At 68.8% G+C, this 25,791-nt stretch carries 22 protein-coding genes and 2 tRNA genes; 16 read left to right on the top strand and 8 right to left on the bottom strand.

Features of this window, described 5'->3' with window-relative positions:
- The first annotated feature begins 56 nt into the window (after positions 1-56).
- The gene (locus tag ABZ412_RS04610; RefSeq protein ID WP_357276308.1) at positions 57-1,511 is read left to right on the top strand and encodes an FAD-dependent oxidoreductase; all 1,455 of its coding nucleotides are present in this window, start codon (positions 57-59) and stop codon (positions 1,509-1,511) included.
- A gap of 224 nt (positions 1,512-1,735) precedes the next feature.
- Positions 1,736-2,626 carry an NAD(P)-binding domain-containing protein gene (locus ABZ412_RS04615; protein ID WP_357276311.1) on the top strand — a complete coding sequence of 297 codons (891 nt, stop codon included), beginning with the start codon at positions 1,736-1,738 and terminating at the stop codon, positions 2,624-2,626.
- A 44-nt stretch (positions 2,627-2,670) separates the two neighbouring features.
- Here the strand turns inward: ABZ412_RS04615 and ABZ412_RS04620 are convergent, their stop codons facing one another.
- Both ABZ412_RS04620 and ABZ412_RS04625 read right to left on the bottom strand, forming a co-directional pair.
- Positions 2,671-3,747 (bottom strand): hypothetical protein, encoded by a 1,077-nt coding sequence (locus ABZ412_RS04620; protein ID WP_357276313.1) that lies wholly within the window; start codon positions 3,745-3,747, stop codon positions 2,671-2,673.
- A 4-nt stretch (positions 3,748-3,751) separates the two neighbouring features.
- Entirely contained in the window at positions 3,752-3,973 is a 222-nt protein-coding gene (locus ABZ412_RS04625) for a hypothetical protein (RefSeq protein ID WP_357276316.1), read from the bottom strand.
- Between the two features lie 301 nt (positions 3,974-4,274).
- On the opposite strand from ABZ412_RS04625, the gene ABZ412_RS04630 reads away from it, so the two are divergent.
- A complete protein-coding gene (locus ABZ412_RS04630; RefSeq protein ID WP_357276318.1) occupies positions 4,275-5,405 on the top strand; it encodes a glycosyltransferase in 1,131 nt (376 codons plus the stop codon).
- Positions 5,406-5,529: 124 nt separating this feature from the next.
- Here the strand turns inward: ABZ412_RS04630 and ABZ412_RS04635 are convergent, their stop codons facing one another.
- A complete protein-coding gene (locus ABZ412_RS04635; RefSeq protein ID WP_357276321.1) occupies positions 5,530-6,666 on the bottom strand; it encodes a hypothetical protein in 1,137 nt (378 codons plus the stop codon).
- Positions 6,667-6,883: 217 nt separating this feature from the next.
- Here ABZ412_RS04635 and ABZ412_RS04640 point away from each other — a divergent pair, with 217 nt between their 5' ends.
- Together ABZ412_RS04640 and ABZ412_RS04645 are read left to right on the top strand one after the other, a co-directional pair.
- On the top strand, positions 6,884-7,915 hold the full coding sequence (locus ABZ412_RS04640) for a zinc-binding dehydrogenase (protein ID WP_357276323.1): 1,032 nt from the start codon (positions 6,884-6,886) through the stop codon (positions 7,913-7,915).
- 107 nt (positions 7,916-8,022) lie between these two features.
- Positions 8,023-9,018: an RNA polymerase subunit sigma-70 gene (locus ABZ412_RS04645; protein WP_357276325.1), complete on the top strand. Its 996-nt coding sequence runs from the start codon at positions 8,023-8,025 to the stop codon at positions 9,016-9,018.
- Positions 9,019-9,028: 10 nt separating this feature from the next.
- Here ABZ412_RS04645 and ABZ412_RS04650 read toward each other — a convergent pair whose 3' ends face one another.
- Positions 9,029-10,003: an alpha/beta hydrolase family protein gene (locus tag ABZ412_RS04650; protein ID WP_357276327.1), complete on the bottom strand. Its 975-nt coding sequence runs from the start codon at positions 10,001-10,003 to the stop codon at positions 9,029-9,031.
- 166 nt (positions 10,004-10,169) lie between these two features.
- Positions 10,170-11,366 (bottom strand): lipase family protein, encoded by a 1,197-nt coding sequence (locus ABZ412_RS04655; RefSeq protein ID WP_357276332.1) that lies wholly within the window; start codon positions 11,364-11,366, stop codon positions 10,170-10,172.
- Between the two features lie 157 nt (positions 11,367-11,523).
- Between ABZ412_RS04655 and ABZ412_RS04660 the strand changes: the two genes are divergently transcribed.
- From ABZ412_RS04660 to ABZ412_RS04670, 3 genes are all read left to right on the top strand, one after another.
- Positions 11,524-12,600, top strand: a complete 1,077-nt coding sequence (locus tag ABZ412_RS04660; RefSeq protein ID WP_357276335.1) for a hypothetical protein — start codon at positions 11,524-11,526, stop codon at positions 12,598-12,600.
- A gap of 347 nt (positions 12,601-12,947) precedes the next feature.
- Entirely contained in the window at positions 12,948-14,066 is a 1,119-nt protein-coding gene (locus ABZ412_RS04665; protein WP_357276337.1) for a glycosyltransferase family 4 protein, read from the top strand.
- Positions 14,063-16,162 (top strand): glycogen debranching N-terminal domain-containing protein, encoded by a 2,100-nt coding sequence (locus ABZ412_RS04670; RefSeq protein ID WP_357276339.1) that lies wholly within the window; start codon positions 14,063-14,065, stop codon positions 16,160-16,162. Before ABZ412_RS04665 ends, ABZ412_RS04670 begins: the two co-directional genes overlap by 4 nt.
- A 58-nt stretch (positions 16,163-16,220) precedes the next feature.
- Here ABZ412_RS04670 and ABZ412_RS04675 read toward each other — a convergent pair.
- Together ABZ412_RS04675 and mihF are read right to left on the bottom strand one after the other, a co-directional pair.
- Positions 16,221-16,305: transfer RNA gene (locus tag ABZ412_RS04675), tRNA-Leu, on the bottom strand.
- Between the two features lie 140 nt (positions 16,306-16,445).
- The gene (gene mihF, locus ABZ412_RS04680; protein ID WP_357081650.1) at positions 16,446-16,760 is read right to left on the bottom strand and encodes an integration host factor, actinobacterial type; all 315 of its coding nucleotides are present in this window, start codon (positions 16,758-16,760) and stop codon (positions 16,446-16,448) included.
- 274 nt (positions 16,761-17,034) lie between these two features.
- Here mihF and ABZ412_RS04685 point away from each other — a divergent pair, with 274 nt between their 5' ends.
- The 3 genes from ABZ412_RS04685 to ABZ412_RS04695 all read left to right on the top strand — a co-directional run bounded on the left by ABZ412_RS04685 (position 17,035) and on the right by ABZ412_RS04695 (position 18,503).
- A complete protein-coding gene (locus ABZ412_RS04685) occupies positions 17,035-17,862 on the top strand; it encodes a hypothetical protein (protein WP_357276342.1) in 828 nt (275 codons plus the stop codon).
- 150 nt (positions 17,863-18,012) lie between these two features.
- The gene (locus ABZ412_RS04690; protein ID WP_357276344.1) at positions 18,013-18,321 is read left to right on the top strand and encodes a hypothetical protein; all 309 of its coding nucleotides are present in this window, start codon (positions 18,013-18,015) and stop codon (positions 18,319-18,321) included.
- Positions 18,322-18,415: 94 nt separating this feature from the next.
- Positions 18,416-18,503 (top strand) — tRNA-Leu (locus ABZ412_RS04695).
- A gap of 219 nt (positions 18,504-18,722) precedes the next feature.
- Here the strand turns inward: ABZ412_RS04695 and ABZ412_RS04700 are convergent.
- Complete coding sequence (locus tag ABZ412_RS04700; protein WP_357276346.1) at positions 18,723-19,388, bottom strand: hypothetical protein; 666 nt, start codon at positions 19,386-19,388, stop codon at positions 18,723-18,725.
- A gap of 258 nt (positions 19,389-19,646) precedes the next feature.
- Between ABZ412_RS04700 and ABZ412_RS04705 the strand changes: the two genes are divergently transcribed.
- The 5 genes from ABZ412_RS04705 (at position 19,647) to ABZ412_RS04725 (ending at position 25,739) form a co-directional block, all read left to right on the top strand.
- Positions 19,647-20,057, top strand: coding sequence for a hypothetical protein (locus ABZ412_RS04705; protein WP_357276349.1), 411 nt, complete (start codon positions 19,647-19,649; stop codon positions 20,055-20,057).
- Between the two features lie 658 nt (positions 20,058-20,715).
- On the top strand, positions 20,716-21,765 hold the full coding sequence (locus ABZ412_RS04710) for a DUF2235 domain-containing protein (protein WP_357276352.1): 1,050 nt from the start codon (positions 20,716-20,718) through the stop codon (positions 21,763-21,765).
- Positions 21,744-23,624 (top strand): hypothetical protein, encoded by a 1,881-nt coding sequence (locus tag ABZ412_RS04715; protein ID WP_357276354.1) that lies wholly within the window; start codon positions 21,744-21,746, stop codon positions 23,622-23,624. The genes ABZ412_RS04710 and ABZ412_RS04715 overlap by 22 nt, the downstream gene beginning before the upstream one ends.
- A 7-nt stretch (positions 23,625-23,631) precedes the next feature.
- Complete coding sequence (locus tag ABZ412_RS04720; RefSeq protein WP_357276356.1) at positions 23,632-24,903, top strand: hypothetical protein; 1,272 nt, start codon at positions 23,632-23,634, stop codon at positions 24,901-24,903.
- Positions 24,904-24,908: 5 nt separating this feature from the next.
- Complete coding sequence (locus tag ABZ412_RS04725; RefSeq protein WP_357276358.1) at positions 24,909-25,739, top strand: M12 family metallopeptidase; 831 nt, start codon at positions 24,909-24,911, stop codon at positions 25,737-25,739.
- The last annotated feature ends 52 nt before the right edge of the window (positions 25,740-25,791 follow it).

The raw sequence follows: 25,791 nt of genomic DNA on the forward strand, positions 1-25,791 counted from the left end.
TCCGCGCGCGGTGCTGGGACCGTTCGCGATGGACGAGACGAGAGGACGGTGCGGTCGTGGTCGACGCGGGAATGTCGTGGGATGTCGAGACCGATGTGGTGGTCGTGGGCTTCGGCGGGGCCGGTTGTGCGGCCGCCATCAGCGCCCACGACGCCGGGGCCCGAGTGCTGGTGCTGGACAAGGAGTCCGGCGCCCGCGCCGGCGGCAGCACCCGGGTCTCGGGCGCGGTGTGGTTCGACAACCAGGACCCCGAGCGGGCCGCGGTCTACCTGCGCAGTCTCAGCGCCGGACGGCCGATCCCCGAACCGGTGATCGAGGTGTGGGCGCGCGAGACCGCCCGTAACAGCGCCTGGATGGAAAGCCTCGGTATCCCGATCGGTCTGGCGGTCGCGCCGCCCGCGGAGTTCCCCGATCTCGAGGGCAGCGACGTCATGCGCGGCTGGATCGGCGTCGAAGGCCGCATGGGCGACGGGCTGCTGTGGGCGGCCCTGTCCGACGCGGTCCGCGCCCGCGATATCGAGGTCCGTCTGGGCGCTGCGGCCCGCGAGCTCGTCACCGACGACGGGACGGTCCTCGGCGTGCTCGCCGAAACCGCCGACGGCAGCCCGCTGCGGATCCGTGCCAGGCGCGGAGTCGTCCTGGCCACCGGTGGTTTCGAGGCCGACCCCGATCTGGTCCGTGACCACCTGCGCCTGACCGACCCGGTCGTGTGGGGCACCCCCGCCGCCACCGGCGACGGCCTGCGCATGGCCGTCAAGGCCGGAGCCGACCTGTGGCACATGTCCAACATGATGACCCTGCCCGGCCTGCGCGCCCCCGGCTACGAAGCCGGCTTCTACACCGCCTTCCCCGCCACCAACGCCTTCGTCTACCTCGGCTTCGACGGCCGCCGCCTCTGCAACGAGCGCGTCGCCCTGGGCCACGGCCACGCCCGCATCAACGGCAGCTACCAGCTGTTCCCCACCACCCCCATGCACATCGTCTTCGACGAGTCCGCCCGTCGCGCAGGCCCGATCGTTCCCGGGCGCGAACGCCTCGCCGTCGGCTGGGCCAGCCTCATCGAAGGCTACGAGTGGAGCTCCGACAACAGCGCCGAGATCGGCAAGGGCTGGATCCACCGCGCCGACACCGTCGAGGAACTGGCCGAGCTGATCGACGTCGACCCGGAGGTCCTGCGCGCCACCCTGGACCGCTACAACGCGGCCTGCGCGGCCGGATCCGACGACCAGTTCGGCCGCCCCGCAAAGACCCTGGCCCCGATCACGGAGCCGCCCTACTACGCCTTCACCAGCGCCCCCATTCTGGCCTGGAGCAATGGCGGACCCCGCCGCAACGAGCACGCCGAAGTCCTCGACCCGTTCGGTGCGACCATTCGCGGCCTCTACGCCGCCGGCAATGTCAGCTCCACCTACTCCTGGTGCAAGGACGGCGGCTTCCACATCGCCGACGCTCTCGCCTTCGGCCGTGTCGCCGGATCCCAGGCCGCCGCTCGCACCACCGACGGGCAGTAGCCCACGCCGCGATCGCCTCGCCCGCACAGGATTCGGCGACCGAACCGAATTCTGCACTCGGTGCACACCTGCGTGTGGTGCCGTTCGTGCCCGAGAGCTGGACACATACCTTCCGGTCAGTGTCTGAGGAATTAGTGCGTACTTGTCGCCCGGCCCGGAGCCCGGCAACCTCGGTACAGCGCGCGCCGAAAGTCCTCGACCCTGCCAGAAGGAGTTGTCCCGCAATGACGAACACCCAGCACAGCCCGGTCACCGTACTCGGGCTCGGGGCGATGGGCCGCGCGCTGGCCACCCGCTTCGTGGGCACCGGAATCCCGGCCACGGTGTGGAACCGCACACCGGGCCGGCACACCGACGTGGTCGCCGCGGGTGCGGTGGCGGCCGCGACCGCCGGTGCCGCTGTGCGCGGCGGCGAACTGATCATCACGGTCCTGCTCGACCACGCCTCGGTGCACGAGATCCTCGACCCGATCGCCGCCGACCTGACCGGCAAGCAGTGGCTCAATCTGACCAGCACCACACCCGAGCAGTCCCGCGAGCTGGCTGCGTGGGCGGCCGTGCACGGGATCGACTTCCTCGACGGCGGCATCATGGCGGTACCCGACATGATCGGCGGCCCCGGCGCGAGCATCCTCTACAGCGGCTCGGCCACGGTCTTCCAGGCGTGGCGCCCGACCCTCGAATCGCTGGGCGCCGCCGACTATCTCGGAGCCGAACCGGGCGTGGCCGCGTTGTGGGACTTCGCGCTGCTGTCCGCCATGTACGCCATGTTCGGCGGCTTCTTCCAGGGTGCGGCGCTGATGGGTTCGGCCGGAGTGACGGCCTCGGAGTTCGCGACCCGCGCCGCCGGATGGTTGACCGCCATGACCAACACCCTGCCCGCCTACGCGAAGATCATCGACGGCGGCGACTACACCGCCGACGTCTTCCAGGACCTGCTGTTCACCAAATCGGCTCTCGACGCCCTGCGTGGCGCGGCGGCCGATGCCGGAATCACCGACGAACCCCTCAGTGGTCTGGCCACTCTCGTGGACCGGCAGATCGACGCCGGCCACGGCACGGCGGCGTTCGAGCGGACCATCGAGGAGCTGCGAGGCGCGCCCACCCGGCGATAACCGTTGGTGCGGGCCGGAATCCCGGCCCGCACCGCCGCGGTGCGCTACTTCGTCGACTGCGCGGTGAGCGCGGTCAACTCCTCGCCCAATCCCAGCTCGGCGACCCGCTCCAGCGTGGCCGCATCGAATCGCGCGATCGCCGCGGCGAATTCGCCGGCCACGGCCGGTTCAGTGCGGTTGGCCAGGGTCAGCAGGCCCCGCCACGCCGTGGGATCGGTGGAACCGTCCACCGCGTCGGTGAGCGCGGCGAGGGTGGTGGGATCGGCCACAACGGGATTGGCGGCCAGCCGGTTCAAGGCCTCGGGGCTCAGTCCGGCGACGAACCGCAGCGTCTCCGGGATGGCTCCCGCGTCGCGGAAAGTGCGGATCAGATCGGCGATCTGCTCGGGCGAACCCTGATCGAACAGGATGTCGCCGATCGCCGGGATCACATCGTCGTCGCAGCGCGCGAAGACCGACAGCGCGGCCAGCCGCAGCTCCTCGGAGCCGGTGAGGATGGTGTCCACCAGTTTCGGGATGCGCTTGCCCTCGCCGACGAGCAGGTGGCGCAGGATGACGCTGATGTTCTCCCCGGAGTACGCGAACGACGCCGACCGGATCATGCCTTCGTCGTCGTGCACGTCCTCCTCGACCGCGCGCACCAATGTCGGTGTGGCATAGGCCAGGAACGGTCCCGCGGTGATGTAGTCCCCGCGCCGCAGCAGCTCGTTGATGATTCGCATGACCGGCTTGACCGGGGCGATATCGGCGAGTTGGCCCACGCTGTGCGGATCCATGTACGGCGCGGCCTGCGCGGCGTAGGACGGATCCAGCAGCGCCACCGCCTCGGCGGCCTTCTTCGGATGGTCGACCCCGATCGCGCCCGCCGCGCGCCCGGCCATCACCGGCGGCACCATGCGCTGGATCAGCGGGATCGAGATGGACAGCGGGATGACGGGCACCAGCAGCGACAGCCGCGAGAACGTCGCGTTGTGCTCCGCGAACATCACCTTCGCCATGCGTTCCTGCAGTTCGTGCAAGTGGGCGGCGCCCAGCTTCTCGAGGTGGGCCAGCGTCGCCTCGGGCACGTGCAGGGTCCGCGACAGCAGGGCGATCTGCGCGCGGGTGATCAGATCACTCATCGCGTCATCCGAGCCGGTTGCCGAACATGATCTTCTTGGCGGCCGTGCGCAGCGGCCACGGCAGCGCGCCGACGGTCTTGTCGACGGCCTCCACCATGGCGAGGTTCTCGGTGCGCTGCGCCTGCTGGAAGACCGCCAGCAGGTCGGCTGTCTCGGCCTCGTTCAGCAGATCGAGCGCGGGCAGCGGCCCGCCCAGTTCGCGCTCCAGTTCGTCTCTGGCACCCATTGATTCATCCCCATCCCCCGGAATGATCCGGATCACCCCGTGTGTACGTGTACCAATCTCTACCAAGATCGTCGGCGGTGCGCCAGACCGGTGTGGCGACGAATTCGGCCAATTGAGGTCGGCCGCATGCAGTTCGACGCCCGCTGAGCGGCCGCGATGCGGTTCCTCGGCCCGCGAGACCCGGTCCGGGGCGGACGCACGATGCCGACCACACCCGGTTGGCCGGGTCTTTCGCGGGTGTTCACGTGATGTTGGCGCCGGAGGTGCCGAAGGTAACCCGGTACCCTGCACGATCGGCCTCGTGCGCATCGTTCAGCTGGCGAACTTCTACGGTCCGCGCTCGGGTGGGTTGCGAACCGCACTGCATCACCTCGGCGCGGGCTACGCCGCCGCCGGACACGAGGTGGCGCTGGTGGTGCCCGGCACCCGGCGCGCCGAGGAGGTGCTCGCCACCGGAGTCCTGCGAATCACCCTGCCCGCACCGGAGATTCCGTGGACCGGCGGCTACCGCGCGGCAGATCCCCGCCGCGTCGCCGACACCCTCACCGGATTGCGGCCCGACGTGCTGGAAGTGTCGGACCGGTTGACGCTGCGCGGCTTCGGCCGCTGGGCGCGCCGCCGCGATATCGCGGGCGTCATGATCTCCCATGAGCGCCTCGACCGTCTGCTGGGTCAGGTGCTGCCCGGCCCGCTGGCGCGCCGCGCCGCCGACGCCGCCAACCGGCGCACCGCGCAGACCTACGACGTCGTCGTCTGCACGACCGAGTTCGCACGCGAGGAGTTCCAGCGCATCGACGCCGCCAATGTCGAACTGGTCCCGCTCGGCGTGGATCTGGACATGTTCCGGCCCGATCGCCACGACCACCGCCTGCGCACCGACCTCGGCGCGGACGGCTACCCGCTGCTGGTCCACTGCGGTCGTCTCTCGGTCGAGAAGCGCGTCGACCGCAGCATCGCCGCGGTCGGGGCCCTGCGCCGCGGCGGCCTGGACGCGCGCCTGGTGGTGGCCGGCGACGGACCGCGCCGCGACGCCCTGGAACGCCGCGCCCGCATGATCCCGCCGCTGCCCGACGGCCGGCCCACCGTCCACTTCACCGGATTCATCGACGACCGAACCACTCTGGCGACCCTGCTGGCCACCGCGGACGTCTCCCTGGCCCCGGGCCCGCACGAGACCTTCGGCCTGGCCGCGCTCGAGGCCCTGGCCGCGGGCACCCCGGTGGTGGCGAGCCGCTCCTCGGCCCTGGCCGACATCGTGACCGCCGAGGCGGGCGCGGTGGCCGCCGATCACCCGCGCGCCTTCGCCACCGCCGTCACCGACGTCCTGGCCCGTCCCCGCGCCGAGCGTCGCCGCGCCGCCCGCAGCCGCGCCGAGCAATTCACCTGGCCCGCAGCGGTTTCGGGAATGCTCGACCTGCTGGGCCCGAGCTGACCGCGTCCTACGGACAGCCGGCGCGACGGACCGATCCGAACCCGACCTGATCCGTCGGCTCAGCGGACCGATCCGTACTGCCTGTCGGGCAGGTCGAGCGGCCCGAAGCGCGGCGTCGGACCAGTCAGTCGCGGGTCGGATCCGGTTGCCAGGGCAGGTACTCCCGCCCGTCCGCCGCGGCCGCGTTCTTCGACGAATTCAGCTGATACGGCGTGATTCCGCCGGGCTGCCACGGCCCCGCCGAGCCCGCCGCCACCGCCGACCCGTCCTTGGCGACCAGGCCGATCTCCTCGCGCACCACCGTGATCGGGCGGTCGGCGAGGCCGAACCAGTCCAGGTCGAGGAAGTCGTGGCTGCCGCGGGTGAGCGCGCCCCGGCGCATGGCGTCACCGAGCCGGGTGGCCATGCCCGAGGTGCTCAGGTGCCCGGCGTCGGCCTCGAACAGGCCCGCGCCCGCCCGCAGGTAACCCGTCTCGAACAGCGAGATCACCATGGCCAGCAGGCTGAAAGCGCGCGGATCGTCATTGGCGCGGGCCATGAACGCGAACACCTCGATCTCGTTCTCGAGGGTGGTGCCGTACCCGGCGAGCACGTGCACCCAATCGTGCTGGGCCAGCAGCGGCGGCGCGGACCCGGGCAGTCCCGGGGTGACGAAGCCGCGGTCCCGGTAGAAGTCGGCGACACCGCGCCCCAGGGTCCCGATCGGCAGCTCCCACAACTCGGCCCAGCGCCCGGCCAGTCCCGCGTCATCGGTGACCGCGCTCCACGAACTGTCCAGTCCCGCGGTGTGCAGGGCATCCAGCCGCAGCGTGTCCGTATTGCCCAGATATCCATTGCGGGTGAAATCGACCGCGGCCAGATCCACCGCGCCGTCGGCATAGCGCTGGGCCACCGCGATCATGTCGTCGTCGACGCCGAGCGCGTCGGCGAACTCCCGCAACCGGTTTCCGGTCGCCGCGGGCAGCGGCCGCACCACCAGCGCAGACAGCAGCATCGTCTGCACGATCCGCTCCCGGAAGATCCGATTGCGCCGCGCCATCCCCGCCGCGAACTCCGCGGCCCCGATCGGCGTCACCTCGGCCAACTCCACCGGATGCCCCGTCATCGACAGGAACAGCGCCGGAATCAGCAACTCCTGCAAGGGCGTGAGCCCTCGATCGCAGGTCGCCGCACTCACCACACCCCGCGCCAGGAACCGCACCTCGGCGGCATCCGGCGGCGTGAGCAGCACCTCTTCCATCTCCCACAGCCTCCACAGCATCAGGGGACCGAACGGCCCGCGACCCATTGTCATCGCGAAAAACGGGGTTGTCATCGCGAAAAACCGCGCGTGCGTGCTCATTTCACTCTCGGCGTAGCCCTCGGCGGGAGGGCTCGGCCGCACCCGACCGATTCCTTTGCTCCGTGCCCGAGGTCTACCCGAACAACCGGATGCTCCCCATGCGGGAGCCGTCGAGAACCGCGGAAGGACCCCAGCGATGACCATTCCCGCCACGATGCGCGCGTTGCGCCAGCGCTCCCTGCACGGCCCGCAGGACATGTTCCTGATCACCGACGCGCCGGTGCCGCGACCGGGCCCGGGTCAGGTACTCATCCGCGTGGCGGCCGCCGGAATCAACTTCGCGGATCTGTCGAAATCGCACGGAACGTTCCGCGACGGTCCGCAGCCGCCCTACATCGCAGGCTTCGAAGCAGCCGGAGAGATCGTCGCACTGGGCGATTCGGTGACCGGTCCCGCACTGGGCGCACCGGTGGTCGGGGTCGGCGACGGCGCGTTCGCCGACTACATGCTGCTACCCGCTGCCGCGGCGGTGCCGGTCCCCGACGGCTGGACCTGCCAACACGCACTGGGTCTCCTGGTGAACCTGCCAACCGCGCTCGCCGCGCTGAAACTCGGCGGCCTCGACGCCGGACAGACCGTGCTGATCCACGCCGCCGCGGGCGCGACCGGGCAGGCCGCGACGATCCTGGCCAAGCATCACGGCGCGACGGTCATCGGCACGGCCTCACCGGGCAAGCACGAGACCGTGCTCGGGTTGGGCGCGGACCACGTACTCGATTCGCGCGCAACCGATCTAGCCGTCCGAGTCAAGCAGCTGACCGGGGATACGGGTGTGGATCTGGTGCTGGAGTCTGCGGGCGGATCCACCTTCGAGCACAGCCTGGCCGCAGCCAAGCGGGTCACCGGCCGCGTGGTGGTCTTCGGCCTGGCAGGCGGGCAAGCGCCGGTCACCAACTGGGACTTGGTCTACAAGCATCAGATCCAGCTGATCGGACTCAATATCGGCGTTCTCATCCACGCGGCCCCGCAGCTGTTCGGCGAGATCATGGGCGAACTGCTCGCGCTCATCGCCGCCGGGGTGCTGAAGCCGGGCGTGAGCACCGCCTACGACCTGGCCGACGGCTCCGCGGCGCTCGCCGAACTGGAAGCCCGGGCCACCGTCGGCAAGCTGGCCCTGCTCCCCCGGGTCGGATGTCCTCTGACCAGGCATTCGATTCCTTTGCCATAGCCCGGCGGTCGTCAATGGGTGAGGGTCCCGACACGCGGGACCGGCCCGTGTGAGGAGCAGCCCATGACCGATCGATCGACGACACGCCCGCGCCCTACACTCACGGCATGACGGCGCAGCTGCGGAAGGCGGCCGACCGGGACCGCTTCGCCGCCGATACCGAGCGGTTCCGCCGCGAGCTGCTCGCGCACTGCTACCGGCTGGTCGGTTCCTCGCACGATGCCGAGGACCTGGTGCAGGACACCTACCTGCGAGCCTGGCGCGCCTACCCGTCCTTCGAGGGCCGCTCCTCCATCCGCTCCTGGCTCTACACCATCGCCACCAACGTCTGCCTGACCACCTTGCGGCAACGCAGGATCCGGGTCCTACCCTCAGGACTGGACGGTCCAGCGCCCGGTCCCGGGCATGGGTCGAATCCGGTTGCTCCGGGTGAGGCCTCGTGGCTGGAGCCGTTCCCCGACGAATGGATCGCCCCGGACGCCGACGACCCGGCGACGGTGGTGGTGGCCCGAGAATCCCTCCGGCTGGCGCTCATCGCGAGCCTTCAGCACCTGCCCGCCCGCCAGCGCGCGATCCTGCTACTGCGTGACGTGCTGGCCTTCTCCGCACCGGAGACCGCCGCCATCCTCGGCACCACGACGGCCGCGGTCAAGAGCGGCCTGCAACGAGCCCGCGCTCGCCTGCACGAACTCGAACCCGAACCCGCGCAACTGCTCGAACCCGCCGATCCACGGGCTCGCGCGCTGCTCGACGGCTACATCGCGGCCTTCGAACGCGCCGATGCGAGCCTGCTCGAACAGGTGCTGCGCACCGACGCCACATTGGAGGCGACCCCGTTCCGCGACTGGCAGTCGGGGCTGGCGAACTGTCTTCGAATGCTCGACGCGCAGGTTCTGGACGCGCCCGGCGAGTGGCGCCTCACCGCCACCACCGCCAACGGACAACCCGCCGCGGTCCTCTACCGACGCGATGCGGACGGAGTCCTCCGGGCGGGCGGGGTGGTCGTGTTGTCACCCACCGCTTCCGGCGTCTCGCGCGTGGTCGCGTTCCACGACCCGACGCTGGTAGCCCTGTTCGGCTGCGCGGACCGTCTCCCCGACTGACCACACCGCCCTACTCCGCGAGCGCCGCCTCCAGCAGCGGCCACGAATCGTGCAGATCCTGCTGCCAATACGGCCAGGAATGCGTGCCGCGCGGATGGAAGACGAAGGTCGCCGGAATATCGATCTCGGCGAGCCGCCGCTGGAACGACTCGGTGCACCCGCGCACCAGATACTCCAGCACCGCACCGAAAGTCACCGCCTGCGGCATCAGCGGATCGGTCAGCGATTCCGGTCCCGGCGTCCCGCTACCGGTCGACACATACACCGCTTTACCGCGCAACGCGGCAGCGTTGGTGAGCGGATCGTGGGCCGCCCAGTCGGGGTCGCCGTCGGGCCCCCACATGTTCTCCGGATTGCCGCCGACCCAGCTCACCGAATTCCGGATGGCAAGTTTGGCATTGGTGCTCATGGTGTCCAGACAGCCGCTGAACGCCGCGAATCCGCGATACAGCGCCGGATAGCGGGTGGTGAGCGCCGCCGCCGAGAGCGCGCCCATCGACAGCCCCGCGATCGCGTTGCTCCCGCTGCCGTGGAACCGTTGGTCGATCAATGGCGGTAGTTCCTGGGTCAGGAACGTCTCCCACATCTGCACCCCGCCGAGTACGGGATCGGGCCGCTCCCAGTCGGAATAGAAACTCCCCTTACCGCCCACCGGGAGCACCACATTGACCCGTTTGTCGGCGAAGAACGACACGACATCGGTCTTCTGCGTCCAATTCGTCTCCATCGCACCGGAATCGACACCGTCGAGCAGGTAGTACGAGGGTCGCGGCTGGTCATCGGCGGGATGCAGCACGTCGACGGTCACCGCGCGGTCCATGGCCGCGGAGTACACCGAGATCCTGGTGCGCGAGGGGTCGGAGCCGGTGGCGCTCAGAATGGTCGATTCCCCGGACGGTTCGGCGTGGGCCGCACCGGTCCCGGAGATCAGAATCGCGACGAGGGTGATGATCGCGGCCGCGGCGGCACGAAAATCGGCATTCATCGATGTCCATTCATCAGGCGCGGCATTGAATCGGAAACGATGGGAGCTCTCGGGGCGGGCTACTCAAATGCTAAGTGAAACGTAGGTGATCCCGCGGTAGCGACGCCGCACCGATCTCGCCGGCTGTCGGACAGACCACGAAATCACCGCTGCCCCGCATCGTTTCTCAGTAGCCCGGCCCGGTGCATCCCTGCGGCACCAGCTCTCCGGTGAGCAACTCGTCGACCCATTTCGTGGTCAACGGAATCGAGAGCGCGCCCGCGACGAAGTGCTCACCGGGAAACGGTTGCAACCGAACCCGCGCGCCGAGCCCGCACCAATCGTCGAAAAGCTTCTTCGCGCCCGCGTACGGCACGAAGATCTCGTTGACGCCGTGGAACAGGTAGACCGGCGCGGCAGGCGCTATTCTCCCGGGCCGGTTCTCATTCAGAATCTGCTGCACCATGGGCAGTTTCAGCGGATCCGGGACCACGGTCAGGTCCTCGACCCGCAGCGGCGCGATGACCCCGAGCATGGTCTCCTGCGAAATGCAGATGTCGCGGAACGTGTGGGCGATCCGCCAGCCGTTGTCGTTCAGAATGCTCAGTAGTTCGGGGTATTCCCGGGCCAGCCCGAGCGCGGCCGCCAGCATCACCCCCGAACCCCAGTTGCCGTTCATGACCGGCATCAGCATTTCGTAATCCGCGGGTTCGCCCCCGATGATGATGCCCGCCAATCGAATCTCGGGCGCGTAGCTCGACGCGAGCTGCGCGGCCCAGCTGGTCGCGATGGAACCGCCGGAGTAGCCCGTCATCACCACCGGCGTGTCCGGGCCGAGCTCCAGCGACGTCGAGTGGGTCACCGCGCGAATGGAATCGAGCACCGCGTGCCCACCCATCAGCCCGGCCGCATACGCCTGCTTCGGCCCCTGATGATCGGGAACGACCACCGCGAAATTCTTGGCCAGCAGCAGCGAGATGGCGACGATGTCGGCGGAAACCCCCTTCTTCAGCTCCGTCGAGGGCGCGCACGAATACCCCATCGACGAGATCGGAATGTTGTAGGAGACCAGCGGCCTGGGCCCCGGCCCGGGCCATGGGTTGCGCGGCATCAGCAGGGTCGTGGTGATGGCGACCGGACCATTGTGGGAGTCGGTGGACCGCACGAGCAGCTCGGAGGCGTCGGCGGGGAAGAGCATGCCGCCGGTCGGGCGCGCGCTCAGCACGGTGCCCGGCGGCGTGTTCTCGAAGCCGGGTCGGGGCGTGAAGAACGGGTCGGCGGGCGGGGTCGGCAGCACGCTCGCGAGGTCATGGCTCGGGGTGATCAACTCCGAGAACGGATCGGCGTGCGCGTGTAGCGGCAGCAGGGTCGTAACCAGCGCCACCAGTGTCAGGATCTGTGTTGACCGGCGAGTTGCCACGGCCAGGAATCCTCACACGGGAACGGCCCGGACCACCGGATTTGGCTCGGTGCGGCGGGTCCCGCGTGGGCCGTAATCCCGGAACCGCACCGCGACCGGCGGGTTCTGGCACCCTGTCCCCATGAGGTGGTCAATCGTCCTGGTGGCGGTGCTGACCCTCGTGATCGGCTGCGTCGACCAAACCCCGGACTCACCGTGGCGGGAACTGCCGCTCCCGCAGCCCGGCGCGCGGATCCTCGCCTTCGCTCCCACGCCCGGCGGTGTGCTGGCCCTCGGCTCGATCCCCGCCGCCGACGTCCGAGCCCCCGCGGCCTGGTCGACCACCGACGGCACCCACTGGACCACGGTCCCCGTCCACCCGGAAACCCCGTACGGCGCACGGGCGGAGTTGATTTCGGCGGGCACGGGCGATCGCACCGTCGTTCTCGGAAGGGCTTTCGGTGGCGCGCACAGCAATCCGCGGATGAGCATCTGGAGCGGCGACGCCCACGGCCTGACCGAACACGAGCAGGCCTTCGAGATGTTCGGCGGCCCGCACGCCATCGCCGTCAGCGCCGCGGCCGCACTCGGCGGCGCCGACCTGCTGGTGGGCGACTGGGACGGCCCGACCGGCCGGTACGGTGCCGCCTATTGGGCATCGGCCGACGGCGCGAACTGGCAGCGTCACGCCGACGACCCCGCGCTGTCGTCCGCACCCGGCGAACAAACCGGCGCGGCCGCCGTCGGCACCGGTCCCCGAGGCTTCGCGATCGCCGGTGAAACGCTGCGGGACAGCATCATTCGTCCACTGGAATGGACCTCTCCCGATGGCGGCCGATGGCAGCGCCTCGAACTGCCCGGCGCGAATGCCCTCGCCAGTGGTATCGGCTGCGCGACCACCTGCACGGTCTTCGGGCAATCCGTCGGTGCCGACCCGCACGTCCTGTGCTGGCCCACGCCTGATACCGGGGCCCTACCGGGGCCTGCCGCGCGGAACGTCGATGTCCAGCAGGTGGTTCCGACGCCTTCGCGAATGCTGGCCCTCATCGCGTTGGACCACCGCGTCAGCCTGATCTCGGTCTCCTCGAATTGCACCGACTGGCAACAGTTCTCGCTCCCCGCGCCCGCCGATGCCGCGCGCATGACCACCCTGCCGGCGGGCCTGCTGGTGGCCGGAACCGACGCCCAACACACCAGGCTATGGCTGCGCACCCGATGAAAACGCCTCCGACCTGGGCGAATAATTGCCGACCTGGGCGAATAAGTAAAGATTCGAATATGTTTCATTGACGGCGGACCGCTCGGAATACTCGTAAGTCCGGTTGACAGAACATTGCCGTAACTTTTGAATTGCGACACCCTGAACTTCTTGCCGACCAGCGGAGTTCGTGGCACCGTATACGACGGTTTGACTCAGTTCAACTCACAACGAGGAGTTTGGAAATGAGGAACAACCTTTCTTACGATGCGCCGCTCGGGAACGCTTTCGACTTTCTGCAGGTTCAGACCGACAATTCCGCCGTACACGGTGCGAAGAATTCGCGGAACCGATCGCTGCATATCGTTATGGTCGCTCCCCCCTATTTCGACATTCCGCCGGTCGGCTACGGCGGCATCGAGGCGGTCGTCGCGAGCCTGGCCGACGAGCTGGTCGATCAGGGCCACCGCGTCACCCTGCTCGGCGCGGGCCGGGCCGGGACGAAGGCGGACTTCGTGCGGGTCTGGGACGAGGTCCAGACCAAGCGCTTGGGTGAGCCGTACCCCGAGATCGTCAACGCCATGAAGGCCTGGCAGATCATCGAGTCGCTGCACGCATCGGACCCGATCGACATCATTCACGACCACACCTTCGCCGGTCCGGGGAACGCGCCCGCGTACAAGATGCTCGGGATCCCCACCGTCGTCACCGTGCACGGCCCGGTCGACGCCCAGATGGACGAGTACTACCGATCCCTGGACCGCTGTGTGAAGCTGGTGGCGATCAGCGACCGGCAACGTGAGCTGGCGCCGGACCTGAACTGGATCGGGCGTGTGCACAATGCGATTCGCCCCTCGGAGTGGCCGTTCCGCACCGAGAAGCTCGACTACGCGCTGTTCCTGGGCCGCTATGCCCCGTACAAGGGGCCGCAACTCGCGCTCGACGCCGCGCACGCCGCGGGCGTGCGGCTGGTGCTGGCGGGCAAGTTGAACGAGCCGCCCGAGCACGAGTTCTTCGCCGAGTACATCACGCCGCGGCTCACCGAGTCCGACGATGTCTTCGGCGAGGCGGACGCCACCGCGAAACGCCAGCTGCTGGCCGGGGCGCGCTGCCTTTTGTTCCCGATTCGGTGGGAAGAACCCTTCGGGATTGTCATGATCGAAGCCATGGTCTGTGGCACCCCGGTGATCGCACTGCGCGGCGGCGCGGTGGAAGAGGTCGTCGAACACGGCGTGACCGGATTCGTCCTCGACGATCCGGACGAACTGCCCGGCGCGATCGCACGCGCCCACGAGATCGATCCGTACGCCTGCCGGGAACGGGTCGAGAGACTGTTCTCCACCGGGCTGTTCGCGCAAGGCTACGAAGCGGCCTACCGCAAGGCGATCGAACTGGCGAAGTCCCGCACGATCGCCGGCTCGGTCCGGGTGCGGCTGCCCGGTGACTCGCGGATCCTCAGCACCCAGGTGCCGGGTGGTCGCGCGTGAGTGTTTTCAATGCCGGTCCGCCGGTGCTCATCGAGGGTGGCGCGGGCGTCGTCACCCTCGTCGAGGCCGGCACCTTCAGCCTGTCCGACCAGCTCGGCGATATCCACCCGGGCACCGCGCACGGCTTGTACTACCGGGACACGCGCATCCTCACCCGCTGGGAGCTGCGCGTGGACGGTCTTCCACCGGAACAGCTTTCGGTGGTCGTGCGCGAGCCGTTCCAGGCCCGATTCGTGGCGCGCAAACCGCCACCGCACGGGGTGGCCGATGCGACGGTGCTGATCCAGCGCCGTCGCATCGTCGGCGAGGGCATGCAGGAGATCATCAGCGTGCTCAACCTCGGCGACGAGGACACCGCGCTGACGATCGTCCTCGACGCCGAGGCCGATTTCGCCGACCTGTTCGCGGTCAAGGAGGGCCGCGTCGGCGGTGGCGGCGGTGAAACCACAGCCACCGACCACGCCCTGCGCATCACCGACCGCGGTCAGCAGGGCCGCGGCGTGGTCATCACCGCGACCGAGGAGCCCGAGATCCAATCCGGGTCGATGACCTGGCGGATCCTGATCCCCGCGCACAGCAACTGGCAGACGGTGGTGCACTGCCAGCCCATCGATGACCATCGAGCCGTCCCGATGAACTTCGACGACGGCGACGAGGACGGTCCCGAACACAAGATCCGACGCTGGCGCGCCAGCACCACCACGCTCACCGCCAGCGGCGCGGGCCTCAACACCATCCTGCAGCGCACCGAGACCGACCTGGGCGCGCTGCGCCTGGACGACCCCGCCGACGGCACCTCCTATGTGGCCGCCGGCGCGCCCTGGTTCATGGCGTTGTTCGGCCGCGACAGCCTGCTCACCTCTTGGATGGCGCTGCTGCTGGATTCGGACCTGGCCGTGGGCACGCTGCGCCAGCTGGCGAAACTGCAAGGCACCGAGACCAATCCGATCACCGAGGAGGAACCCGGCCGCATCATGCACGAGCGGCGGTACGGGCCCGGCAGTGATCGGGTGCTCGGCGGAACCGTCTACTACGGCACCGCCGACGCCAGCCCGCTGTTCGTGATGCTGCTGGCCGAATGCCATCGCTGGGGCGTCGGTGACGCGGCCGTGCGCGAACTGATCCCGGCCGCCGACGCGGCGCTGGGGTGGATCGACACCGACGCCGACCTCGACGGCGACGGATTCGTCGAGTACCGGCGCAAGACCGACCGCGGTCTGGCCAATCAGGGGTGGAAGGACAGCTGGGACGCCATCAGCTTCGCCGACGGCCGCCTCGCCGACCCGCCCATCGCGCTGTGCGAGGTGCAGGGCTACGTCTACGCCGCCCGCATCGGCCGCGCGGAACTGGCCGACGAGTCCGGCGACCACCCCCTCGCCGAACGACTGCGCGCGCAGGCCGCCGACCTGAAAGCCCGGTTCGACGAAGCCTTCTGGATGCCGAAGAGCGGCTGCTACGCGATGGCCCTCGACGGCGCGAAGCAGCCGGTCGACGTCGGATCCAGCAACCCCGGTCACTGCCTGTGGACCGGCATCGTGCCCGACGAGCGCGCCGCCGAACTGATCGAGCGGCTCGGCGCGGCCGACCTGAACAGCGGATTCGGTTTGCGCACACTGTCTTCCACCGCGCGCCGGTTCAACCCCATGGGCTACCACACCGGTTCGGTGTGGCCGCACGATACGGCCATCGCGGTGGCCGGTCTCATGCGCTACGGCCACATCCCCGGCGCGGTCGACCTGAGCGTGAAACTGGCGAGCGGGCTGCTCGAGGCCATCCAGGAGTTCGGCGCCCGCCCGCCGGAGCTGTTCTGCGGCTTCGCGCGCGACGAATTCCGTTCCCCGGTGCCCTATCCCACCTCCTGCTCGCCGCAGGCGTGGGCGAGCGCGGCGCCGCTGCTGCTCATGCGCTCGTTCCTGGGCCTCGCGCCCGACGTCCCGAACCGCAGCCTGACCATCGCGCCCCGCCTGCCCGATCGAGCGGGCACGGTCCGGCTGACGGATCTGCGGCTGGGACCGGCCACGATCACCATCGAGGCCTGCGGCATGGACGCGCGCGTCGAGGGCCTGCCGGCGGACTGGCAGCTGAACCGGAAGTAGCACTGGCAAATAGCAGAAGGCGGTCCCGGCTCAGAGCCGGGACCGCCTTCTCGTGCTGTGTCCGGAGGGGGACTTGAACCCCCACGCCCTAATACGGGCACTAGCACCTCAAGCTAGCGCGTCTGCCATTCCGCCACCCGGACCGGTGGTGCTCAGCAAGGTTATCGGATCGGGCCGCGCGGACCAAATCGGTCGATGTAGTGCGTGTTTGCCGAGCGAGCGGAGGCGGTGGGAGTGGTTGCCGCCGGGCCGGATGCCGGCCCGGCAGGCCACCCCCCCGATCTCAAGCCTTCAGCGCCTCCAGCAGCGCGGCGCGCTGCCGGGAGCCCAGGCCGCCGATGCGGCGGTCGGCGGGGATCTCGGCCTCGTCCATGAGCTTGGCCGCCTTGACGGGGCCGATACCCGGCAGCGCCTTGATGACAGCCGCCACCTTCGTCTTCTTGACCAAGTCCTCCGCGTCGGCGCGCTTGAGCACCTCGGCGAGACTGACAGACCCCTTCTTGACCTGCGCGATGAGTTCCGAGCGGGCCTTACGAACCGCCGCGGCCTTCGCCAGCGCCTCGGAGCGTTGTTCGGGGGTCATGGTGGGCAGAGCCATATGTCCTTACCTTTCACTCGTTCGCTGGTATTTCGCCGACGATTCAACAGGACAGTGGGCCCTCCGCAAGTACGACACACCGCGTGGACGTGGCCGACACGTCGACCGACCGGCGAAATTTCGACACGGGAGGCCCGTCTCGAGCCTCCCACGACACCGGTCGACTGACCAGAAGTTTGCTGGCAGACGTAGCTGGCAAATACCCGACCCCACGCTGGGCATCGGTACTACGGTGGGCGCGAACATCACCGGGCACCGGCGAAGGGCGGGGCAGATGCAGGGGTCGTATCCGTACGCCGAACCGGCCACGACCGTGTCGTCCCTGGCCGATCGATACGCCAGCGCGGACCCCGTGACCTGGAACGGAGCACAGGTCTACCCGCTGCACTCGGAGGCTCTCGGGGACTCCTCCGCCACCGTCCGGCTGACCCTGCGCACGGCTGTCGCGCGGGCAGGGGTGCGCAGCCTCGGCATCGGGCTGGCCGTGGACCGGGGGAATGTGTTGCTGGGCGGCCGCCAGATCAGGGGGGTTGACGTCTGGAGCGACGCGATGGACGGCGGGATCGACCTCGAGGTGTGCCCCACCGGCATCGACGCCGCGATCACCGTGACCCCCGTCTGGGTCGACGACACCGGCGCGACCGTCTCCTGGGTCGGCAATTACGGGATGCTCATCACCCGCGAACGAACCGTGACCGTCCTGCACTGCTCGACCGGCGTCGGACCGCCCGATTTCGGAGAACTCGTCGTCGAGCTCACCACTGCCAGGAATCCGCCGCGTCCCGACCTGCCCGCGGAGGCCGGCCGTTACCAGAACGCGCTCTACGAGCTGGGTGTCGCGATGCAGAGCCGCGGCGATGAGGAGCAGGCCTGCCAACTATGGGCGCAGGCAGCCGAATTCGGGCACGTGGGCGCGGCCTATGACCTGGGCGTGTTCCGCTACCGGCGCGGCGACTATCCCGCGGCCGAACATTGGTGGCGCATGGCCGCCACCCACGGCGACACGCGTGCGATGGCGGGCCTGGCCGAGTTGCTCGGTCGCCGCGCCAGCCCCGGTGAGGCGCAGGTCTGGCGCACGGCCGGCGCCACCGAGTCCCGCTGACGACCTCCGACGCGTGCTGTGACGCGATTCACGCGACCCGGAGTTGAATCTCCGGGTCCGCCCCCGATTGCGGGGCGGTCGCGCCCATCTACAGTGGCGGTCGATCGCGCGGCCGCCTCGGCCCCGCGCACGACCCACGAGGAACGCATGATGAACACCGCGCGATGGACGGCCGTGGCGGCCGCCGCACTGGCCGTAACCCTGCTCTCGGGTTGCTCGGATGTCGAGAAGGCGCTCAACCAGGGTGGCGACACCAAGTGCAGCGACTACCTGATCCAGAACGTCGACACCCAGCGCATCACCATCACCAAGTTCATCAAGCAGCAGGGCAGCACCCAGAACGAACCCTCCGGCACCCAGGTCGACCTCTCCATGGCGGCAGTCCAGAGCCTCTGCCAGATCCAGGCCAACAAGGACACCCCCATCAAGAACGCCAACCTCCTCGGCATCCTCCACTAGCCCCAATCCCTCCCCCGCGCACCCCATTTCGCCTGGCCCAGCCCCGATTTCCGTTTCCGCCAACCCCTCCGCTAATCTTGTCCCGCACCACCGAGTCCGGGTGGCGGAATGGCAGACGCGCTAGCTTGAGGTGCTAGTGCCCGTATTAGGGCGTGGGGGTTCAAGTCCCCCTCCGGACACCACGAACACCCGAATGCTGTGCACCACACAGCATTCGGGTGTTCCTTGTTTCAGCCGCCGCGCTTGCCGGGAGTCGGGTCGCGCGCAGGGCGGTGGCGATCCGAGGCGGCGAGTCCGGTGGACGGGCAACCACACCGGCGAAACCCCCAGGCGTTCACCGATATTGGCCGACATCGCGTCGAACAGCAGCGCGGCCGACACGATCCCGCATCGACCGGGCGCTACGCCTCGATCGGGGCGTACCAGTCGGCGTTCTCGAGCAGCACCCTCGTGCCCAGGTCGCGGTCCCATTCCGGCGCGATGCCGTGGCGCCGGAAGATCGGAAACACCACGTCGTCGAGCAGCCGGGTCACATCGGCCGTGTAGAGGTCTGCCTTCGCGTCATCGCTGAGCGCGTCGTAGGCGGCCTCGTCGAAGTCCTCGGGCGGGAACGCGCCGTAGCCGATGTACGTCGCGCCGTCCTCGACGAGACGGCCGGTGTCCTGCTGATGGAAGTAGACGTAGCCCTTCCAGTGCCGGCTGTCGTCGCGTTCGTCCCAGATCTCGCCGGACGCGCAGGTGCCGCAGCAGGAGAAGTCCGCTCGCGCGACCACGCCGTTGGCATTGAGCTCCTCGAACGCGGCGATCGTGCGAGAGGTGTACGCGCCGATCTCGGCCTGCTGGAGCAGCCGCGCGGCACGGAGCGCGGCGAAAGCCGCCTCGAGCTGCTCGTCGGTGAGGTCGTAGTCCTCGCCGTAGCTGTCCACGAAATCGTCGGCGTCGCCTCGGCCGGTGATCAGCTGATCCCAGATCTGCCGGGCCAGCTCTTCGCGATCGGCCGCATCGAGAGGCAGATCGGGCAGTGTGGCATAGGGCGGCAACGTGTTCGGGTTCGACAACGCGCTCACGGCGTAACCTCCAGACGACGAGCGAAACCGTGCGAATCACCCGCGCTGGCGATGCTAGCCTCCGTCGATCCGTCTCACCCATGGACGTCGGACTGTCCGGTGTCGGCATCGCCTGCGAACTGCGCCCCCCGGTGAAGCCGCTTGCATGGTCGAGGATTTCGACCAGCCCCTTCACTCCCGCACCGCCACGAAGGGCTGGACACAACACCCTCCGCCTAGGTTATGGTTAGCCTAACCTAGCCTGAAGGAGATCTGCTCATGATTCGCAAGTTCGTCGTCGCCTCGATGCTGTCCGCCAGCTTGTTGGCGCCGGCCGTCGCCGTCGTCGCGACCGCCCCGGCCGCGGTGGCCACGCCGGCCACGCCGTCTACGGGTGAGCTGCAGGGCAAGCTGCAGGCGGCGCTGAACGGGTCCGCCGCCGAGCTGGAGTCCGGCGATGCGAGCCAGATCGTCAACGTGGCTCAGGTGATTCAGCGGATTCCGGGGTACAGCTGGGACGTGTCGGGGCCGGTCTCGGTCGACGGCGACGTCCTGTCGGCCACGCTGAACAGCCGGCTGGGATCCTATGCCTTCCCGTTCTCGGTGACCTGGAAGAACGTCGGCGAAACCTGGAAGCTCTCGCGCGAGAGCCAGGACATGCTCGTCAGCTACGCGAACATGGCCTGGTGATAGCGCACAGCCTCTACTGAGGAAAGACGGGAACTAGTACGCGCGTAGCGGCGTTCGGGTTTCCGATCTGCCGAGACCATCGACCTGGTCGAGCGCGCCGAGCCCGGCCCGCCGCGCTCGAAGAAGCACCCGATTTGCTGGACATCGTCGGCGTTCGGGCAGTGCACGCCTCACGCACGAGCGCGCATGTGGTGCCGCCGCCCCGGCGGCGGCACCGGTGTAGCGCATGGCGGGCAACTCGATCGTGGGTTCGCCGACCGCGCGATGCACTCGCGCGAGAAATTCGTCCAACTTCTCCGCGAGTGATGCCGACGTCGCGGCCACGAGGAAAGCCGCTGCGGCGCAGCGGCTTTCTCGGCCGGGGGCGGGCGGTCAGGCGGGTGGGGTGGTGGTGTTGCGGGCGCAGCGAAACCGGTTGGCTTGCAACGGAACTCGCGATCGAGAACGGAGCGGCCTCGTCGCTTTCGGGCGCCTGATCCCGGACGCCGGGAAATTAGGCAAGCGTACGATCGAAGCCGATGTCGGCGCAGGATTTGTCCAGCCGGTAAGAAATCGCTGACCTGGGGTACCAGAATTCGGTAGTCGACGCCTCCGTTTACCGAAATTCGAGTACAGCACTACTCGATACCTGACGATTGTCCGGCGCGACACTCGATGGGTGTTTACAGGATCAGCGGCGAAGAACATCGTCATCTGTCTCGACGGGACCGGCAATCAACTCCGAGCCACCGGCAGCACCAATGTCGTCCGCCTTTTCGAGATGCTCGATCTGATCGATTCCACCGAACAGATCGCGTTCTACGATCCGGGCGTCGGCACCTTCAGCGCCCGGGGCGCGTGGTCGCCGCCGGCGCGCTGGGTGTCGCGCATGCTCGGGCTGGCGGTGGGCAGCGGTCTGCGCTCCAATCTCGCGGAGGCCTATACCTATCTGATCGAACATTGGCGGCCGGGCGACCGGGTGTTCGTCTTCGGTTTCAGCCGCGGCGCCTACACCGCGCGCGCCCTGGCGGGGCTGCTGCACGAGCCCGGGCTGCTGCGGCCGGGCAGCGAGAATCTCGTCCAATATGTCGTCAGCGCCTACACCCGCAAGACGACGGATTGGCCGGAACTGCGCCGCTATGCCCGCGCGTTCTGTTCCAAGACCCCGGAGGGTGAATTCTCGATTCCCATCGAGTATCTGGGGGTCTGGGACACGGTGAAGGCGGCCGGGTTGTTCCGCTGGAATCTGAAATGGCCGTTCACCCGTCAGATCCCGAATGTCGAACGCGTCCGGCACGCCGTTTCCATCGACGAGAAGCGACGCCCGTACGAGCAATACCTGGTCGTCCCGAAGGGCGAGCGGCCCGTACTCACCGAGGCGTGGTTCGCCGGTGTCCATTCCGATGTCGGCGGCACCTTCGAGGACGATCCGCGCCTGGCCGAAGTCGCGCTGAAATGGATAGTCGACGGCGCGATCGAGGCCGGACTGAACGTGAAGCCCAGGGCCTACCGCGATGTCTGCGCCCTGACCGAGAACCACGCGAGCGGCCGGGTGCACCGCATGGGCTGGATCTGGGCGCTGCTCACCTACCGGCACCGCCGCGTCCCCGCGGATGCCCTGCTGCACGCGAGCGTGCGGACCCGGTGCCAGACGGATACGAACTACGGCAAGCGAATCCCGCGAGCGGTCCGGTGGGAGGACGAGCAATGGACCAAACCACACCTGTAGTCGCCTACAGCATGGGCGGCATCTGCCCGCCCGCCCGCCGCCGGCTGCGGACCTTCGCCTTCGACCCCATGTCGACGCGCCTGACCGGACGCTTCCTCACCCTCGACATCCCGTTCGAGAAGTTCAAGGGTCCCGGCCCGGACGGCGGACTCGTGCAGGTCGTCGACTACGACGCCAGCCGCGAGAAGTGGTACGCCCCGATCGACCTCGACGACCCGTATCTGCTGGCGCAAGACGGAATTCGCCCGACCGAGAGCGATCCCCGCGCCCACCAGCAGGTCGTCTACGCCGTCGCGATGAGCGTCCTGGAACGCTTCGAACGTTTCATGGGCCGCCGTTTCCGCTGGCATCGTGAGCAGGTTCTGCGCCTGGTTCCGCACGCCTTCGAGGGCCAGAACGCCTACTTCGATCCGAAGCGCCGCGCGGTCCTGTTCGGCTACTACCGGGCCGACGCCGAGAATCCGGGCGCGAATCTGCCCAGCCAGATCATCTTCACCTGCCTGTCGAGCGATATCGTCGCCCATGAGGTGACCCATGCGATCGTGCACCGAATCCGCCGCCTCTACAGCGAATCCACGCACCGGGACGTCTTCGCCTGGCACGAGGCCGTCGCCGATCTGATGGCGCTGTTCCAGCATTTCACCCACCGCGACGTCGTGGTCGACGCGATCACGAAGACCTCGGGCGAGCTCGGCAAGAGCGGCGGACTCCTGGACCTGGCACGCGAATTCGGCGAATCCACCGGCCGCGGCGCGGCTCTGCGCTCGGCGATCCGCAGCCCGGACCGCACCCCGAATCAGTTTCTGGCCGCGCAGGAGCCGCACGAACTGGGCGCGTGCTTCGTGGCCGCGGTCTTCGACGCGTACCTCGACTCCTATCAGAGCGCCATCGCGGACCTGATGCGTATCGCGACCGGCGGCACCGGCGTGCTGCCCCCCGGCCACCTGCACCCGGATCTGGTGTCCCGCATCGCCGACGAGGCGGTCAAGACCGCGGACCGCTTGCTTGGAATGGTGGTGCGCGCCTTCGACTATCTGCCGGTGGTGGATGTCCGCTTCGGTGATGTGGTGCGCGCGATCGTCACCGCCGACCGCGGCCTCTACCCCGAGGACCGCCGGCATCTGCGCGCCACCCTGGTGGAGGCGCTGCGCCGGCGCGGCATCTGGCCGACCAGCGTCACCTCCTTGACCGATGAGGCGCTGGTCTGGCATCAGCCCGATACCGGCCTGAACCTGAGCCGGGGCAAGCACGCGGTCGACCTGTCCAAGGTGATCCTGTCGGCCTCGCGGGATCTCGATCCGGTCGGCGCCGCAGGCGATTTGCGCACACCGCCGGTCCCCGACGGCAATGGCAGTCCCCGCGCCCTGGAGCTCCCGACGACGAGTACGGTCTTCCGCGAGGTCGCCGTCGGCATCACCGCCTGGGCCCGCGTGAACGCCCTGCAAATCGGGCTCGATCCGAAGCTGCCGATCAGCTGCGACGGCATCCACGTGTCCTACCGGCAGGCGGGCGATCGGCTGCCGCGCCCGGAACTGGCCATCCAGCTGCTGCAGCGGCGCACCGACCTCGAGGACCCGAAGCAGTACAAGCCCCCGGCGATCCGCGCGGGCACCGCCCTGGTCGTCCGGGCGGACGGCAGCGTCGAATACATCATCGCGAAGCCACTGCCCCTGAGCGATCTGGCGGTGGCGACCGACGACAGCGCCAGACAGTTCCATGAAGCCGGTCAGCAGCGGCTCGCCGAAATGACCCAATGGTTCGAGGACCTGGAGGCCGCGGACCCGTTGAGCGCCTTCACGGCCGAGCACGCGATCCACCGTCTCGGCTTCGCCACGATCCATTCCGACACCGGGGAGTAGGTGCGAGATGGCCACCCGGACAACGATTTCGGTCCGCATGTACAACGTGGGCTTCGGCGACGCGTTCACGGTGACCGTCCGCCGCGGCGAGGACACCTGGCGGATGCTGGTCGACTGCGGTGTCCACAGTCAGGGCCGGGCCCGCCCGATCCGCGAGTCGGTGCGCGCCATCATCGCCGATCTCACCGAGTCCGCGCCCGATCACCGTCCGCACCTCGATGTCGTGGTCGCCACCCACCACCACGCCGACCACATCACCGGATTCGCCTGCGAGGAATGGGAACAGGTGCTGGTGGACGAGGTGTGGGTGCCGTTCGTCGAGGACCCCGACGACGCGGACGCGCGCCGCATCCGCGGCGGTCAGGCCGAGGCCGCGAACGGCCTGCTGGCGCTGAGCGAGCGGCGGGTCGCCGAACTCGACGGCCGCCTGCCCGCCGGTGTCGCACAGGCCCGGATGTTCGCGCTCAACGCGCAGGGCAATGCCGCCGCGACCGATCGTCTGCTGGGCCGCAATCAGCGCGGGTTCGCCGCCCCGCACCGGGTTCGGTTCCTGCCCAGCCGGGCCGAGGCCGAGAACCGGATCGCCGTGGACCGCGTCGGCGTTGTCGCCCACATTCTCGGGCCCTCCCGCGACATCAAGTTCCTCAAACGCATGGATCCGCCCGCCCAGCAGTCGTGGCCGCTGGTCCGGGCGGGCGCCGGCGCCGACTCCGCCGCGCCGCTCACGCCGCTGTTCCACGCGCGGTACATCACCTCCGGTCAGCTGCCGGGCCGGCTTCCGGAGGCGAAAACGGATCTGGCGCTGGAGAATCTGGTGCACGATGACGACCGATTGCTGCGCGCCGCGGCGATTCTGGAGAACGCCGTGAACAACACCAGTGTCTTCTTCGTCCTCGATGTGTCCGGAACGCGGCTGCTGTTCCCCGGGGACGCGCAGCAGGGTGCGTGGGAGTACGTGTTCTCCGACGCCCGCAATATCGACCTGCTGACCGACCTGGCGCTGTACAAGGTCGGCCATCACGGATCGCACAATGCCACTCCTCGCCGATTCGTCGAAAAGGACTGGCAGACATCGGGATACGCGATGGTTCCATTCGGGCCGGTGCAGCGATGGGTGAAGACCATACCCAAGAAGTCGCTGGTCGAGTCGCTCGAACAGCACCATCACACGGTGGTCCGAGCGGACCAGCCGCCCGCAGCCGTACCCGGTCACCTGGCCGTGCACGGCGACCTCTGGACCGAGGTCACCCTCACCGCAACGAATCACCATCAGGAGTGAAAGACATGTCCACCGGAGACGCCATCATCGTGTGCACGCCGCGCAGCCTGCCCGGCGACACCCTGTTCGCGGCCGCCAAGACGGCCGTGGAGATCAATCCCGCGAACCGCCCGTACCTGCGTCCGGTCACCGGATTGGTCGCCCCGGGCACGGTGAACAAGGAGTTCATCTCCGCCCTCACCACCAAATACTGGCGCAGCGGCGGCGTCCACCTGGCCGTCCGGTTCCTCGATACCGACGACTCCGACCTCAAGAAGCGCATCGTCAGCCACATGAACGCGTGGTCGCCGGGCGCGAACATCAAGTTCTCCGAAAGCCGCGGCAAGGACGCGGAAGTGCGGATCGCCCGCACTCCCGGCGACGGCTACTGGTCGTATCTGGGCACCGACATCCTGCACATCGCCGCCGACCAGCCGACCATGAACCTGGACTCCTTCTCCATGGACACCCCCGAGAGCGAGTACAAGCGGGTCGTGCGCCACGAAACCGGCCACACCCTGGGCTTCCCGCACGAGCACATGCGCCGCGAAGTCGTCGAGAACATCGACCCCAAGAAGGCGATCCGGTACTTCCAGGAGACCGACGGCTGGAGCCCGGACACCACCCGCGCCCAGGTGCTGACCCCGCTCGAGGACGTCAGCCTCATCGCCACGCCGGCCGACACCGTGTCGATCATGTGCTACCAGCTGCCGGGCTCGATCATGCGCGACGGCAAGCCCGTCCCCGGCGGGCTGGACATCGACGCCCAGGACCGCAAGTTCGCTCAGACGCTCTACCCGGCGGCCCTGGTGGGCACACCCCACCCGGCCGCGAAGGCCACCGCGCACGCCCGGTGACCGCTTCGATACGAGGGGACGGCCGAAGCCGCTGCATCGCAACGGCTTCGGC

This window comes from Nocardia sp. NPDC005746, from assembly GCF_040630785.1.
Classification (GTDB): Bacteria; Actinomycetota; Actinomycetes; order Mycobacteriales; family Mycobacteriaceae; genus Nocardia.